Origin of the sequence: Nocardioides astragali (assembly GCF_024436375.1) — a bacterium.
Lineage (GTDB): Bacteria > Actinomycetota > Actinomycetes > Propionibacteriales > Nocardioidaceae > Nocardioides > Nocardioides astragali.
In genome coordinates this window covers 481,121-496,164 of the sequence record NZ_JAFMZM010000001.1, presented here as the reverse complement: position 1 = coordinate 496,164, position 15,044 = coordinate 481,121, and the positions used below count along the sequence as shown (strand labels likewise).

The 15,044-nt window shown below is 68.2% G+C and carries 13 protein-coding genes; 4 read left to right on the top strand and 9 right to left on the bottom strand.

What is annotated here, in order from left to right; all coding sequences use genetic code 11:
• Positions 1-120: 120 nt before the first annotated feature.
• Complete coding sequence (locus J3P44_RS02510) at positions 121-1,578, top strand: sugar transferase (RefSeq protein ID WP_255888651.1); 1,458 nt, start codon at positions 121-123, stop codon at positions 1,576-1,578.
• A 41-nt stretch (positions 1,579-1,619) separates the two neighbouring features.
• Here J3P44_RS02510 and J3P44_RS02505 read toward each other — a convergent pair whose 3' ends face one another.
• From J3P44_RS02505 to J3P44_RS02485, 5 genes are all read right to left on the bottom strand, one after another.
• The gene (locus J3P44_RS02505) at positions 1,620-2,372 is read right to left on the bottom strand and encodes a GH12 family glycosyl hydrolase domain-containing protein (RefSeq protein ID WP_255888650.1); all 753 of its coding nucleotides are present in this window, start codon (positions 2,370-2,372) and stop codon (positions 1,620-1,622) included.
• A gap of 98 nt (positions 2,373-2,470) precedes the next feature.
• On the bottom strand, positions 2,471-3,721 hold the full coding sequence (locus J3P44_RS02500) for a DUF4910 domain-containing protein (RefSeq protein WP_255888649.1): 1,251 nt from the start codon (positions 3,719-3,721) through the stop codon (positions 2,471-2,473).
• Between the two features lie 80 nt (positions 3,722-3,801).
• Positions 3,802-4,824, bottom strand: coding sequence for an NAD-dependent epimerase/dehydratase family protein (locus J3P44_RS02495; RefSeq protein ID WP_255888648.1), 1,023 nt, complete (start codon positions 4,822-4,824; stop codon positions 3,802-3,804).
• Positions 4,821-6,215, bottom strand: coding sequence for a glutamate-1-semialdehyde 2,1-aminomutase (locus tag J3P44_RS02490; RefSeq protein WP_255888647.1), 1,395 nt, complete (start codon positions 6,213-6,215; stop codon positions 4,821-4,823). Before J3P44_RS02490 ends, J3P44_RS02495 begins: the two co-directional genes overlap by 4 nt.
• Positions 6,193-6,864, bottom strand: coding sequence for a PIG-L deacetylase family protein (locus J3P44_RS02485; protein WP_255888646.1), 672 nt, complete (start codon positions 6,862-6,864; stop codon positions 6,193-6,195). Before J3P44_RS02485 ends, J3P44_RS02490 begins: the two co-directional genes overlap by 23 nt.
• A gap of 389 nt (positions 6,865-7,253) precedes the next feature.
• Between J3P44_RS02485 and J3P44_RS02480 the strand changes: the two genes are divergently transcribed.
• From J3P44_RS02480 to J3P44_RS02470, 3 genes are all read left to right on the top strand, one after another.
• Complete coding sequence (locus J3P44_RS02480) at positions 7,254-8,774, top strand: right-handed parallel beta-helix repeat-containing protein (protein ID WP_255888645.1); 1,521 nt, start codon at positions 7,254-7,256, stop codon at positions 8,772-8,774.
• Positions 8,775-8,910: 136 nt separating this feature from the next.
• Positions 8,911-9,840 carry a glycosyltransferase family 2 protein gene (locus J3P44_RS02475; protein WP_255888644.1) on the top strand — a complete coding sequence of 310 codons (930 nt, stop codon included), beginning with the start codon at positions 8,911-8,913 and terminating at the stop codon, positions 9,838-9,840.
• 41 nt (positions 9,841-9,881) lie between these two features.
• Positions 9,882-11,096 (top strand): polysaccharide pyruvyl transferase family protein, encoded by a 1,215-nt coding sequence (locus J3P44_RS02470; RefSeq protein ID WP_255888643.1) that lies wholly within the window; start codon positions 9,882-9,884, stop codon positions 11,094-11,096.
• Between the two features lie 4 nt (positions 11,097-11,100).
• On the opposite strand, the gene J3P44_RS02465 is transcribed toward J3P44_RS02470, so the two are convergent.
• From J3P44_RS02465 to J3P44_RS02450, 4 genes are read right to left on the bottom strand one after another with little or no spacing between them, the layout of a single operon-like run.
• Positions 11,101-12,090: a GHMP family kinase ATP-binding protein gene (locus J3P44_RS02465; protein ID WP_255888642.1), complete on the bottom strand. Its 990-nt coding sequence runs from the start codon at positions 12,088-12,090 to the stop codon at positions 11,101-11,103.
• Entirely contained in the window at positions 12,087-12,788 is a 702-nt protein-coding gene (locus J3P44_RS02460; RefSeq protein ID WP_255888641.1) for a nucleotidyltransferase family protein, read from the bottom strand. The genes J3P44_RS02465 and J3P44_RS02460 overlap by 4 nt, the downstream gene beginning before the upstream one ends.
• Positions 12,785-13,897: an NAD-dependent epimerase/dehydratase family protein gene (locus J3P44_RS02455; protein WP_255888640.1), complete on the bottom strand. Its 1,113-nt coding sequence runs from the start codon at positions 13,895-13,897 to the stop codon at positions 12,785-12,787. Before J3P44_RS02455 ends, J3P44_RS02460 begins: the two co-directional genes overlap by 4 nt.
• On the bottom strand, positions 13,897-15,042 hold the full coding sequence (locus tag J3P44_RS02450) for a glycosyltransferase family 4 protein (protein ID WP_255888639.1): 1,146 nt from the start codon (positions 15,040-15,042) through the stop codon (positions 13,897-13,899). The genes J3P44_RS02455 and J3P44_RS02450 overlap by 1 nt, the downstream gene beginning before the upstream one ends.
• Positions 15,043-15,044: the final 2 nt, after the last annotated feature.

Below are 15,044 nucleotides of genomic sequence, written 5' to 3'. Positions count from 1 at the left end.
GAAAAGGTGCCCGTGTGCAGGGCTTTCGCTGATTTGCGGCATGCCCCGCCATCGCATGCTTCCTAGGCTCGCAGCACGTTCGACGACAGGCGCCTCCGGGGGGCTCCGGGAGGGGTGAGCATGACGCAGGTCACCGCCCGTACCCATGCACCCCGCGTCTCCTCGCCCACCATCCCCCGCCCGCGGGCAGCCGGGCCGTCGGCACCTGATGTCGCGGCGCAGGTCGCTCCGGCTGAGACCCCTTCGTCCGTGCGCCGGCACCAGACGAGCTGGCCGGTCGTCGCCGTCGACACCGCCCTCTCCCTCGCTCTGGCTCTGGCAGCGACCGCCTTCGACCTGCTTGCGATGGAGGTGGCTGTCGCAACAAGCACCATCTGGGTGCTGGTCTCGTCGGCCGCGGGCCACTACCGGAAGCGGGAGCTCGGCGAGAGTCGCGGCAGCCGGTTCCGTCTCGTCCTGGGCACCGGTGTCCGCATCGCGGTCCTCGTGCTGGCGACGTCACCCTGGCTCACGACCATCGACCCCGTAGCACTCTCCCAGCTCGTCGCCGCCCTCAGCGTCGCCAGCGCGGTCCACCTCCTGGTCGCCGTACGTCGGCGCCGGCCGCGCGTCGTGCTCGCGGGGCGTCCGCGCGACGTCAGGGACGCGATGCTCGAGATGGAGGCCAACGACAACCACGACCTCGTCGCGGTGTGCCTCACCCGCACGTCCAAGGTGCCGACGGGCGACCTGCCGACCTACCTCGGCTTCGATGCCTCGCCCAGCGCCGCGCGCCAGCACCAGGCGGACGCCGTGGTGGTGCTGCCCGGCAGCCGCCTCACCCCTGCCGAGGTGCGCCGTCTCGACTGGGCCCTGACGGGAGTCGGGACCCAGCTCTACGTGGGCACCTGTCTCCTCGACGTCACCCCAGTGCGGACCCGGGTGTTCGCCACCGGCGGGCTCACCCTCGTCCGTGCTGTTCCGCCGTCAATGGGGGGACCGCGGCGGTGGGTCAAGGAGGTCGTAGAGCGCGTGGCCGCGACGATCGGGCTTGCGCTCCTGCTTCCCGCCCTGCTGGTGATCGGTCTCCTCATCCGCATCGACTCCCCTGGACCGGCGATCTACCGGCAGCTTCGGGTCGGCCGCGACGGCCGGCTCTTCACCATGTACAAGTTCCGGTCGATGTCGAGCTCGGCGGACGCGGAGCGCACCGAGCTGGTGCCCTGCAACGAGGCCGACGGCGTGCTGTTCAAGATCAAGCAGGACCCCCGGGTCACCGGGCTCGGCCGCTGGCTCCGCCGCACCAGCATCGACGAGGTGCCGCAGCTCTGGAACGTGATCCGGGGCGACATGTCCCTCGTGGGTCCGCGGCCCGCTCTCCCCGACGAGGTCGCCAGGTACGACACCGACCCGCGGCGCCGTCTGGTCGTCAAGCCCGGCATGACTGGTCTCTGGCAGGTCTCCGGCCGTTCGGACCTCTCCTGGGCCGAGTCGGTGCGCCTCGACGTGCGGTACGTCGACAACTGGTCGCTCGGCCTCGACCTGGCGATCCTCGCTCGCACCGTCAAGGCCGTGTTGAACCACCGCGGGGCGTACTGAGTCTGTGGACACGCCCCGAGACCCGTCAGGACGCGCGCCGGTCAGCGCCTCCTGCTCGTCACCGAGAAGTCCGAGACGGAGAAGACCGCGGGCGAGCCACCTGTGGACACGACTTCGAAACCGAAGCAGATCTGCCCCAGGGTCACGTTGCGCTCAAGCCGACCTCGGCCCACCAACCAGGTGAGCATCCGCTTGATGCGCAGGGTTCCGCTGGTCAGCCGCTGGGCCGGCACGAACGCGATGTAGCTGTTGTCGCTGGTGGCGTAGACCCTCCACGTCCGACCGCTCAGCCGCACCTTGGCGATCCGTGATCCAGCCGGAACCTGACGATAGTTGTCGGTCCAGATCATGACCTCGTGCTCGCCAGGCACCCCGTTGAGCCAGACGTCGTAGGCCGCGTTGTAGATGCCGACACGCGGAGTGGTGGCCGCGAAGGTGCTCCGGATGTTCCGGAACGAGCTCAGCCGTGGCTCTGCACCCGTGCTCCAGTTGTGGTAGTCCTTGTGCACGTTGGGATACGTCTTGACGGCTCCGTCGCCACGGCTGTCGTCGGCGGTGACCCGGACCGACCAGTCGCGGTAGGAACAGGCCGTCAAGGTCTCGGAGACGTCGTAGCCCGACACGTTCCACATGTTGTTGTGGACGATGTAGCCGCCGTCGTTCCACATCCCGTTGGGGTCCGAGGTCACGAATGGCGGGTTGGCACAATCGGCGGCAGCGGTGGCCACAGGTGTAAGGGGGGCGAGCAGCCCGGCCAAGACTGCCACCAGCACGACTGAGATTCGTTTCTTCACGCGGCAAAGCCTCCGAGCCATGTCGGGTCGCCTGGTCTGACGAGGGCGGGCGGTGACCACGAGGGTACGCCTGCCGCGCCGATTCCGGAACGCCGTGTTCAGTCGATGACGGACGCCAGCACTCCGCCCTCCATCAGGCTCGCGGCCGCTTCGTCCAGGACCGCGAAGTCGAGGTCGGCGAGCTCAGCGATCTCAAGGAGGGGCGTGCGGCCGTCGGAGTAGGCCAGCGTCCACAGCATCGCCATCACCGTATCCGAGGCAGCCTTGCCCCCTACGGACGGGTAGAGCCCGCGGGCACCCAGTTGTGGCTCACCGTACGGGCTGAGGTTCCGGTAGTTCCGGTCACGCTCCAAGACGTCGATGATGGCGATAGCCGCGTCGAGTCCGCCGAGCAGCTGGTCGTCCTCGACGAAGGCGAGGTCGTCAGCCGAGGTGTGGTACTCGGGATACTCCCCATGCGGTGTGCGAGACAGTCGGCCCACCGGCATGTCGAACCCGAGCGCGTTGAACTGTCGCTCGTCGTAACCGTAGGGCGAGTACGGCCGTGTCTGGCCGCCGGCGCGACGGACGACGTGGGAAGCAGCCCGGTCGACCTGCTTGTCACCGTTGCGAGTCCGCTTGTAGACCAGCTCGCCGGGGCCGCCGAGACCCGTGAGCACCAAGCCATGACGAACGGCAGCCAGCCGCCCGGCGTTGCGACTCAGCCACGTGATGGAGCCGATGGTGCCTGGTGCGAACAGGAACCGATAGCCGTAGCGGCGGCGCGGTCGCGCGGCTAGGACCGCAGCCAGCTCGCACGCGACCACGATCCCCGAGAGGTTGTCGTTGGCGATGGAGGGATGGCACACGTGCGCGCTGAGCAGGACCTCATGCTCGGTCTCGCCAGGGAGGAAGACCTCTCCGTAGGTCAGCTCGCCGGGACCGAGCGCCGTGTCGATCACGACCTCGTATGGGGTGTCGTCGTCCATGGCGTCGAGCTGGCGCTGGCTCAGGCAGAAACCCCACGTCCGGTCGTAGTACGTCGTGCGGTAGGGGATCCAGTCCGGATGCTCGGGCAGCGTGTGCAGGTGCGGACGCAGCTCCGAGAGCGTCATCGTTGCCCGCACGGGCACGCTGTAGCTGACCAGGTGGAGGTTGTGCTTGCGGAAGTCCACCACCCGGCGCCCGGAGGCGTCGGCGATGTAGGCGTCCCTCACGTTCCACTCGTCGTTGATCGTCCAGTCGTGCACCGCGGTCCCGGACGGTACGGAGTGCCGATCTAGCGGGACCGCCTCGCCGATCACGTCGAGCGTGCGGCGCACACCGTCACCCGTGATGCTCCGGCAGATCGGGTAGAGGCGCTCCATCATGGAGCGCATCCGGGCGGTGCGGCAACCGTCCTCCTCGGCGGCGCCAAGAGCCTCGTGGGGTGTCGCACCGCCCATCGGCGTCAGCGGTCCAGGACGAGCAGGTCGTCCAGCACGCCTGCAGAGCGCAGCTCGTTGACACGCTCGAGGCGTACGAACCGCGGGCCCTCGAAGTCGTCCACGGACAAGCCGATCTCCTTCATGTCGTGCGCCAGCTGGTCGATGCCCTCCGCGACCGTCCAGCTGGGCCGGAACGTCGGCAGCATCGCCTTGACCTTGCCGAAGTCGACCCTGTAGTCGCGCTTGTCCGGGGCCGCACCTTCGGCGAAGGTCACGGGTGCACCCAAGCGCTCGGCGACTGCCATCGCTATGTCGCGGATCTGTAGGACATCCTCGTCGCGTCCGACGTTGAAGGCTTGGTCACGCACCACGTCCGGGTCGGCCTCCAGCACCGCAAGGAAGGCCTGGCAGATGTCGTGCACGTGCACCAGGGGACGCCACGGGGAGCCATCACTCTGAAGTCTGACCTCGCCCCGGGTGAAGGCGGTTCCGGTGAGGTTGTTGACCACGATGTCGGCCCGAAGTCGCGGCGACGAGCCGTACGCCGTCGCGTTGCGCAGGTAGGTGGGGCAGAAGTCGTCGTCCGCCAGCTCGGAGATCAGTTGTTCGGCCATGACCTTGCTCTCGCCGTACGGAGTCACCGGATGGAGACTGCTCTCCTCGGTCACGGGTGCGTCGCCAGCTGCGCCGTACAAGGAGCAGGACGAGGAGAACAGGAAGCGGGGCACCCCGGCCTCCTTGGCCATGCGCGCCATGTGGGCGGCCCCGTGTGCGTTGACGGAGTACGTTGCCTCGGGATTCAGGTGGCCGACAGGATCGTTGGATATCGCAGCGAGGTGCACAACGGCGTCGAAGCCCTCAAGGTCCTCCGGCTTCACGTCCCGGATATCACCGGTGCGCGACTCGTACCCGGAGGGCACAGACCCGAAGTCGCACCCGTCGTACCACCCGGCGTCGAGGCCCACGACGTCGTGTCCGGCGTCCCGGAGCACCGGCACCATCACCGCGCCGATGTACCCGCGGTCGCCGTCGACGAGGACTTTCATGTGAACGACCTCCCCTGTGTTCGAACCTGGCGCGGCGCCGCGTACTCCCGCAGCGCCGGAGCAACCGGACGCCCGGAGAGCAGTCCTTCAGTGCTGCCGGCCTCGATGGCACGCGCGTAGACGGTCAACGCTTGGGCCACGGCACTGACCGTGCAGTCGATGTCCGTCGCGGTGTGAGCCGCTGAGATGACGAAGGACTGGCCCAGAACTCCGTGCCGCAGCAACTCCTGCATGAAGAGTGTTCGATAGGCCTGGGACGGCTGCCTCGCCGCGTCGCACGTCACGAAGACCAGGCAGGAGGGACGTCCCAGCACCTTGACCTGGTCCTGGAGCCCGGCGGCCGCGATCTCCTCGGTGAGGTACGCCGTCAACAGGCTGCCGCTGTGCTCCATCTCCGCCACGACGTCGCGTTTGCGGTAGGCCCGGTGCACCGCCAGGTAGGCGGCGAGTCCCGACGACTCCGGACCGTGGGTCGTGGACAGCAGGAACACCCGGGGACGATCGGTGCGCAGGCCCCCTAGCTCCATCAGCTCACGCCGACCGGCCAAGGCTGCGATGGGGAACCCGTTGCCGAGGGCCTTGCCCCATGTCGACAGGTCCGGTCGTACGCCGTACACGTGCTGGGCGCCGTGCAGCGACCACCGCATCCCGGTGATCATCTCGTCGAAGATCAAGACGATGCCGTGCTCGTCCGACATCCGACGCAAACCCTCGAGGAACCCGGGTGCGGGCTCTGCCAGCGCCGTGGCGGGCTCGAGGATGAAGCAGGCGATCTCGTCCGGGAAACGCCGGACGAGGGAGCGGACCGACTCGAGATCGTTGTAGTCGAAGCCGAGCGTGAGCCGAGCCTCCTCCTCGAGGGTGCCTGCCGCCATCTGTGTGGTGCCGATGAACCAGTCCTCAGTGGAGAAGAAGGGCTGGCTATGGCAGATGGCCACCCGCTTGCGCCCCGTTGCGGCACGGGCGAGCTTGACAGCGGCGTTGGTGACGTCCGAACCGTTCTTGGCGAACTTCACCATGTCCGCCCCGGGGACCTGCTGCAGGAAGGTCTCAGCAGCCTCCAGCTCGAGCGCGCCGGGGCGGGAGAAGCTGACGCCGCGTGCGATGGCTTCGGTGACCGCAGCCGTCACCGGCCCGTAGGCATGACCCAGCGTCACCGAACGCAGACCCATGCCGTACTCCACGAAGGTGTTGCCGTCGACGTCCCACACCCTGGCTCCCTCGCCGCGGGCGATCACCGGCGCCATCCCCTCCGGGTACTGGTCCTCGCCCCGCGCGTAGGTGTGGGCTCCGCCCGGCACGAGCTCGTGCAGCCTGGCCTGGGCAGCCGTCGAGCGGGAGAACCCCCGGTCGACGGGCGCTGGTATGTCAGTCGATGCAGGACTCCGCATCCTCGGCCCCCTTCTCGGACAGGTCCAGCAGCACTTTGCTCGTATAGAAACCCTCGGCGTAGCTCGCGCGGCACTCCACGCCACGGATACGCATCAGGCCCATGAACAGCTCGTCGTCCCACCAGTCCCTGGAGACCTGCGACCCGAAACACGCGCGCAGCAGCTCCACCTTGCGACGCGCCTGCTCCTCCTCGAGCGCGACGTAGTGGGAGGGCGACCTCATGTCCCCATCCCACTTGGGGATCTCGTAGTGCAGGATCAAAGAGTCGCGCCACGCCGTGCTGGCCAACGAGCCCACCACCCGATGGTCCTGGTGCGCGTCGTCGACGCGCGGCGCGAAAACGAGGTCTGGGGCGCAGCGACCGGCGACGTCCTCCAGAACCTCCTTGGCCTGTCCCCACTGGGCAGGCAGACGGCCGTCCAGCAGGCCGGCCACCTCCACCTTCGCCGAGGGGACGAACGCCGGCAGCGACAGCATCGCCTCGTCAGCGCGACGGCCGTCACCTGTCAGGACCAAGCCGTGCAGGCTCAGCCGGGTCCGCTCAGCCAGCCGCAGGAGCGCACCCCCGCAGCCGATCTCGATGTCATCAGGGTGTGCCCCCAAGCACAGCACCTCGAGAGGTCGTCCTCCCAGTGCCAAGCGGATCATGCATCCCCCTCCGTCGGACACAACGATCATCCCCACGCGTGCGAGCACCGGGCTACATTTCCGGCACCTCTCCCCAATTTCGAGGACGTCCGTCATCTCGGCCTCGCCGGCGCCCCGGGCGGCGGACGCTCCGAAGCGATGCCCCCTCCGGCCTCGGTGGGGGTCCGGGGTCCCCTATGTGGGGGAAATCGTCAGCTGGGAGGACGGAGGCGGGGCCGTGCACCTTTACCCATGGCAGTCGCGGTGCTTAGCCTGGACGATGGTCGCGGTCGGTGTTGTCCTCCACCAGCAAGGAGCGGGGCACAGTGGCACACTGTTCGCGCTTTGAGCCGCTGGTTGCAACCGCGTGTGTGGTGGGTGCGTTCGCCGCACTCCTCGTGGTTCTCCTGATGAGACCGGGCGTCGATGCTGCCCGGGTCTCGCCCCGACCGGCGTCGGACTACACCTCCAGCGGCCCGGCGGCGGACACGTCGAGGGATGGGCCGGCGATCAGCACCTCCCCCAGCTCGCGGGCCAAGCGGCCTGCCGCCATCTGCGGCTCGAAGAGCCTCCGCGGCCCGGCGACTCCTCCCCCCGGTGCGCGGCGGATCACCCCCTCCGAGGACCTGCAGGCCGCGGTGGAGGGATCGCGACCTGGCACGACGTTCTGGCTGGCGCCGGGCCGCCACGGCCTCGGAGACGACGAGTTCGACCAGGTCGGCCCCAAGGACGGGCAGTCCTTCGTGGGCGCACCGGGAGCGGTGGTCGACGGCCGTCACGTGAACCGCTACGCCTTCGGAGGTGACGGCGCCGACGTCACCATCAAGCACCTCACGGTGGAGAACTTCGTTTCGCCCCGCAACGAGGGCGTCGTCAACCACGACTCAGGCGACGGCTGGCGCATCAAGCGCAACACCATCCAGCACAACGACGGCGCCGGCGTGTTCCTGGGCGACGGCAACGTCGTGGCTCACAACTGCCTCGCCCACAACGGGCAGTACGGGTTCAGCGCATTCGAGCCCGACGGTGTGCGTGACGTGGTGCTGAAGCGCAACGAGGTCATGGGCAACAACACCGACGACTGGGAACAGCGTGAGCCTGGATGTGGATGCACGGGCGGCGGCAAGTTCTGGGACACCCGTGGGGCCCTCGTGCTCGCCAACTGGATCCACCACAACCACGGGGTGGGACTGTGGGCAGACACGAACAACACCGAGTTCCTCGTGCGGGGCAACCATATCTCCCACAACGCCGCCGAGGGCATGATCTACGAGACGAGCTACAACGCGCGCATCGTCCACAACACCTTCGTGCGCAACGGCCTGGCAGAGGGCCCCGACTGCGATTGCTTCCCGCTCAGCGCGCTGTACGTGTCGGAGTCGGGCAGTGACCCACGTGCCGGGACGAGGTACGCGCGGGCGCTCACCGTGGCGCACAACAGGTTCGTCGACAACTGGTCAGGCATCATGGCGTGGGAGAACGCGGACCGTTTCGCCGGGTCCCCTGCCAACACGAGCACCGGATTCACGACCCTGGTCAATCCCGACGTGGCCACCGAGCAGGCATGCAGCAACCCCAACCTGATCGGCACGGCCCCCTACGTCGACGACTGCCGCTGGAAGACGCAGCACCTGCGGGTGCGTGACAATGTCTTCCGCTTCCACCCGTCAAGGCTCGGCGCCGAGTGCGTGCCGTCCGCCGGCTGCGGCTGGATGGGCCTGTTCTCCAATGTCGGCAGTTCGCCGGAGTGGTCGCCGTACCAGGGAGAGGTGGTGGAGGACAACATCACGTTCGAGCAGGACAACACGTGGGCCGACAATCGGTACGAGGGACCGTGGCGCTTCATCGTGCACGACATGGGCAACGCGGTGGACTGGCGGACCTGGCGAGGGGCGCCCTTCCGGCAGGACAAGGGAAGCACCTTGCGCTGACCGCATCGGCAGCACTCCTACCCAAAGTTCGGGCTGTTCGGACACGTCTTGAGTCCAGCTCGCCCGACGATGGCTGACTGGGTGTCGAGGTGAGCCACGGCGACCGTCGGCTCAAGACGGTGCAGGGGGCACGAGAATGACGGGATCACCCCGAGTCAGCATCGGGTTGCCGGTCTACAACGGTGAGAACTACCTGGTGAAGGCGCTCGACGCGCTGCTGAGCCAGACCTTCACCGACTTCGAGCTGATCATCTCCGACAACGCCTCGACCGATGCGACGGAGAGCATCTGTCGGATGTACGCCTCCCAGGACGACCGCATCCGGTACGTCCGCCAGGCGCGCAACACGGGCGGCACACCCAACCAGAACCTCGTCGTCGAGCTGGCTCGCGGCGAGCTGTTCAAGCTTGCCGCCCATGACGACCTCTATGGGCGCCGGCTGCTCGAGCGCTGCGTCAAGATGCTCGACGAGCATTCGGACGCGGTCCTCTGTCATGCCGACATGGCCTACATCGACGCCGAGGGAGCAATCATCGCTCGATACGACTACACCATGCCGACGAGCTCTCCATCAGCGTCCACCCGATTCAGGAGCCTGCTGTTCACGGAAGGTGGCGACGACGAGTACGGCGTCGTCCGAACGGACGTTCTCCGCCGGGTACGTCCCCTCGGCAGCTTCTACAACCCGGGGCGGCCGTACGTGGCGGAGCTCTCTCTGCACGGACGCTTCCTGCAGGTGCCCGAGCTCCTCTACTACCGGCGGGACCATCCTGACCGGGGTGACCGCAGCCCGACGGTGCAGGCCCTGTGCAGCCGGCTCGACCCGGATCGGGCCGGACAGTCGACCTTTCACCTGTTCGGCGAGTACGTGGCTGCCTACGTCCGCGCGATCCACCGTGCGCCGCTGTCTGTGGCAGATCGTGCCGCGTGCTACCGGGCCGTGCTCGAGTGGCTGGCGGCTCGGGGTGTCGCCAGCGCCTTGCGCGCTGCCAGTGCCGGTGGCAGGCGCGAATGGAAGATGCCGTCGTCGGTTGTCGCGGCGCCACCACCGGACCGCGCCGCGTGACGCGCGCGGTCCGCCGACCTGGAGACCCCGGACCTGTGCGGGTGGGGTTCTTCGGGATCCTGGGATCGGGGAACCTGGGCAACGACGGGTCGCTGGCGGTGTTGGTCTCCTTCCTGCGGCAGCGGTACCCCGACACGGAGGTGGACTTCTTCGCCATGGGACCGGGGGTCCTCCAGTCCAGGTATGGTGCGCCGGCGACGAGCCTGCAGTGGTACGAGGCGAATGCCGCGCGGTTCTCGGCCGTACCGGCTCCGGCACTCAAGGCCATCGGCCGCCTTCTCGACCCGCTCCGCACCCTCACATGGGTCCGTGGCCATGACGCGGTCCTCGTGCCCGGAATGGGAGTACTTGAGACGACTACACCGTCGAGGCCGTGGGGGCTGCCGCTGAGCCTGTGGTGCCTGGCCGTGGCGGGACGCCTCACCGGCGCGCGGGTCGGGCTGGTCGCAGTGGGGGCGGACGTGATCTCACCCGGAATGACACGATGGCTGATCACAAGCACAGCGCGTCTCGTGCACTTTCGGTCGTATCGCGACGAGCTGTCCAGGGACGCCATGCTTGCGATGGGTGTCGAGGTCGCTCGCACCGATAGCGTGTACCCCGATCTTGCCTTCGCCCTGCCGACTCCCGCGCGACGGCAACCGCACCCGCGGTCGATCGCCATCGGTGTCATGAACTTCCGGGGGGCTGAGGAGGACCGTCCCCGGGCGCAGGAGATGCATGACCGTTACGTCGCCGGCATCAGTCACCTGGTGGCCGGGCTGCTGGACGACGACTGGCAGGTGCGCCTCTTCGGCGGGGACGTCGAAGACTGGGCGATCGTCGAGCTGATCGCCGCCAGGATGCGACAGCGGCCCTCACCAAGCGTCCTCACCACTCACCGGTGCGCCTCGATGGACGACGTCATGTCGATGCTGGTCGACGTCGGCCTCGTCGTCGCCACCAGGTACCACAGCGTGCAAGCGGCACTTCGGACGTGCGTGCCCACCGTGGCCATCGGCTATGCCCGGAAGTCGGACATCCTGATGGAGAGCGTGGGGCTGGGTGACTACTGCCACCACGCTGCCGACTTCGACGTCGACGAGGTGATCGACCAGGTCCGCCGACTCGACGCGCAGCACGACGAGGTGGCGCAAATGCTCGCGGGGCACAATGAGCAGCAGGAACGAGCACTCGGCCCACAGTTCGAAGCCCTGTCATCGTTCCTGCGATCCGCAGCGCCCCCACGAGCCGTCGCAGATGGGGACGGGCCGTGACTCCTCAACCCCAGATGTCGCGATGGACGTTGAAGATGACGCGTGAGCCACTCGGCTCGATCTTGACCGGCAGCTCCTTCATGGGCGCCATCTCGTCGCGCACGGCCGAGTGGTGCTCGACCGGGCAGGTGACGAGCACGAATCCGCCCCCGCCGGCACCCGCGACCTTAGCGCCGGTCGCTCCCGCCTTCAGCGCCCGCTCGACGTAGTCGTCAAGGAGCTCGTTGGACACCCCCGAGGCCAGCTCTCGCTTGGCGATCCAGCTCTCGGCCAACGCCCGCCCCAGGGAGCCGTGGTCGCCAGTGCGCAGTCCGCCGGCGGCCTCTCCGGCGAGGTCACGCAGTCGGTGGAGCTGCTGCAGTCGGTCGCCCACGTTGGCCGTCTGCTCCTTGAGGATCGTGTCGGCACTGCGGGTGACCCCTGTGTAGAAGAGCAGGAGCTCGTCCTGCAGCCGGTGGTGCTCGCGCGGCTCCAGCCGGATGCGGTCCACCGTCACGTTGTCGCCGGGGCCGAAGCGCATGTCGCACACGCCTCCGTACGCCGCGGCGTACTGGTCCTGCTTCCCGATGGGCTTGCCGCACCGGTCCAGCTCGATCGTGCACGCCCGATCTGCCAGCTCCGCGGCGGTGACCTGATGGCCCTGGTAGGTGAACAGTGCATGCAGGAGGCCCACCGTGACGGCCGAGGACGACCCGAGTCCCGATCCGGCGGAGGGGATGTCGGCCAACGTCGTGATCTCCACGCCGCTGCGGACACCGGTCATGTGCATGGCCTCACGCACCAGGTCGTGCTGGATGTCCTCGACGCGGGTGACGATCTCCTTCTGCGAGTAGTTGATGTAGATGTCGTCGTCGAAGCGCTGCTTGACGATGACGTAGACATACTTGTCGATGGCTGTGTTGAGCACCCGACCACCGTGCTCGCGGTAGTAGGCGGGCAGATCAGTGCCTCCGCCGACCAGGCCCAGTCGCAGTGGTGTCTGGGTGATGATCATGAGCACCCCACCCCGCCCCATTCACGCTCGGCCACGGCATAGGCCTCGGGCGTGCCGATGTCGAGGAAGAAGGCGTCGCCGATGTCGAGGACCCTCGCGCGTCCCACGAGCTGGGGCAGCAGGTGGAAGCCGATGTCCTGAGGCACATCGTCCCGCACCAGCCCGACGATCTCGGGACTGAACGCGTAGAGCCCGGCGTTGGCCAGGTCGGAGCGAGGCACCGCCGGCTTCTCCTCGAACCCGACGACCAGCCCGTCACGGGCCTCGACGATGCCGCAGGCTTCGGGACGCGGCGTCCGGAACACACCCAGGGTGGCCAATCCACCGGACGCCCGTTGGGCGTCCGCCAGCAGCGCCGGATCGAAGTCGGTGAGGTTGTCGCCGTTGACCGCGAGGAACAGGTCCTCGCCAGCAAAGAAGTCGCTGTTGGCGCGCAACGTGCCAGCACTGCCCAGCAGCCGGGGCTCGTACGCCGTCACGACCGCCGGTGGTCCGACTCTCCTCCCGAGGTGCTCGAGCACCAGGTCAGGCAAGTGGTGGAGATTGACCAGGACCTCGTCCACACCTGCTGTAGCGAGCGAGTCGAGCCAGAGGTCGAGCAGTGCCCGACCCTGGACGGGGACCAGGCACTTGGGGAGGTGGTCGGTCATCGGCCTCAAGCGGCTCCCCACGCCGGCGGCCAGGACCACGGCCTTCACGACAGCACCTTGCGCACGACTCCGAGGGCCCGCATCCGGTTGTCCGCCTCGGACAGCACCCGATCGAGCTCCGGCAGGTCCTCCAGCCACGCGGCGTACTCGGCTACGGAGTTCGCCGGTGTGCGCCTCGGCGTCCAGTCGAGGCCGGTCAGCTCGTCGATCGCCGAGAAGATGTGCCGGGTGTCACCGAACCGGTACTCGCCGCTGACCCGGGGGGCTAGGTCCGAGCGGTACTGCCGGCGCACCACGTCGGCGAACTCGGCCGTCGTGTAGGGGGTCCCACCACCGACGTTGAAGACCCTCCCGATCGCCCGTACATCGGTCAGAACGCGCACGTTCGCGTCGACGACGTCGTGGATGTTGACGTAGTCCCTGATCGCCAGGCCGTCCTCGTAGAGCACCGGAGCGCTGCCGAGCAGGTAGTGGAGGCAGAAGATGCGGCACGCCCCCGAGTAGGCGTTGTAGACGGACTGTCGCGGCCCCTGGACGATGCTGTAGCGCAGGGCAACGGTGGGCACGTTGTAGCGCCGCCCCAGGTTCAGGGCCACCATCTCCTGGCCGTACTTCGACATCCCGTACGCGTTCTGCGGGTTGGAGACGCGCTCCGGCGTGCGCTGCATCTCCAGCGCCCCACCGCACTCCGGACAGCACAGCTCCCAGCTGCCCTGAGCAAGCGCTGCCTCCGAGCGCATGTCGGGTGTCTGCTCGCCGTCCCGTTCGCACACGTACAACCCCTCACCCATGGCCGACTGGGAGGACGCCACGACCACACGCTGGAGATCGATACCCTCCGCGACCGCGATCTCGTAGATGAGAGCCGTCGAGACGACGTTGACTGCGGTGAACCGCGAGAAGTCGGTGAGGTAGTCCTGGTAGGCGGCCAGATGGAACACCGCATCGGTGCGGCGGAGCAGGGGTGCCAGGGCGTCGCGGTCTCGCACGTCGCCCACCACCAGCTCGACCCCCGGGGTGAGGTAGGAGGGCCGCCCGTCGCGGTGCACCGGAGCAGTCAACGCATCCAGCACCGTGACCTCGTGCCCCAGACGCGCGAGGCGGTCGCAGGTGTGCGACCCGATGAACCCGGCGCCGCCGGTGACCAGGACTCGCATCACAAGCTCGCCCTCTGCGCGTGCACCTCGCGGTACACGGCAAGCGTGTGCTCGGCGGTCACTCCCCAGGTGAACTGTCCGGCGCGCTCGGGCCCCAGCTTCCGGGCGAGCTCCCCGTCCTCGCCACACGCGGAGACGATGGCATCAGCGATCGATCGCGGGTCGTCCGGGTCGGCCAGCAGCGCGGCCCCACCCGCTGTCTCGGGCATCGCGCTGCGGTCGGACGTCACCACGGGACACGCGCACGCCATGGCCTCGAGGATCGGGAGCCCGAAGGTCTCGTTGAAGGACGGGTAGACGAAGACGTCCGCGGCGCGATAGAAGTCCACCGTGTCCTCCAGCGGGACACCGCCCACCCACACCACGTCATCGCTGATCCCGAGCTCCTCGGCGAGCGCGCGGAGACTGGAGACGTAGTCCTGGTCGCGACCCGGCCCGACGATCACCAGCTGACGACCGGTGATGGCTCCCTGGGCGACCGCGAACGCTCGCAGCAGGCCCTCGCAGTTCTTGTAGGGCCACAGCGAGGAGACGAACAGCACGAACGGCCGCGTCACCCCGTGGCGCATCCGCAGCCGGTCGCGCGCGTGCTCAGGGTCGCCCGGACGGAACAGCTCGTGGTCGACCGCCTCCGGGATGAGCCTCAGCTTCGCCGGGTCGACGTCGAGGTGCCGCTCCACCTCCTGGCGCAGGCTCTCGGAGTTGATGATGATGGCGTCGGCCACGCGTGCGGTCCTCGGGTAGCTCAGCCGCCGGTAGAGGCGCACCTCGGGCCGGATCGACCGGGGAGCGGTGAAGGCGTGCATCGTCTTGAAATGAGCCACGAGCCCCGGTGCTGGCTTCACCAAGGGGGCGATCAAGGTGCTGAAGACGTCGATCCCGGCCGGACGGAGACTCAGTGGTGCCCAGGCATGCTCGCTCAGCGTACGCAGCCGTGGATGCTCGTTGGACCACGGGAACATCAGGTGGTGGACCGAGCTGCCGTAGCCCTGGTGCATGGACGCCGTCCGCGGGCTGACGAGCAGGTGCAGCTCCTCGCCCGGGTCGAGGCGTTGCGCCATCTCGGGGATGACGCGAGTCCAGAACCAGTGGGCGCCCGACGGGTGCTCCGGATCGTCGGTGAGCAGGTTGATGGCGACGCGCATGG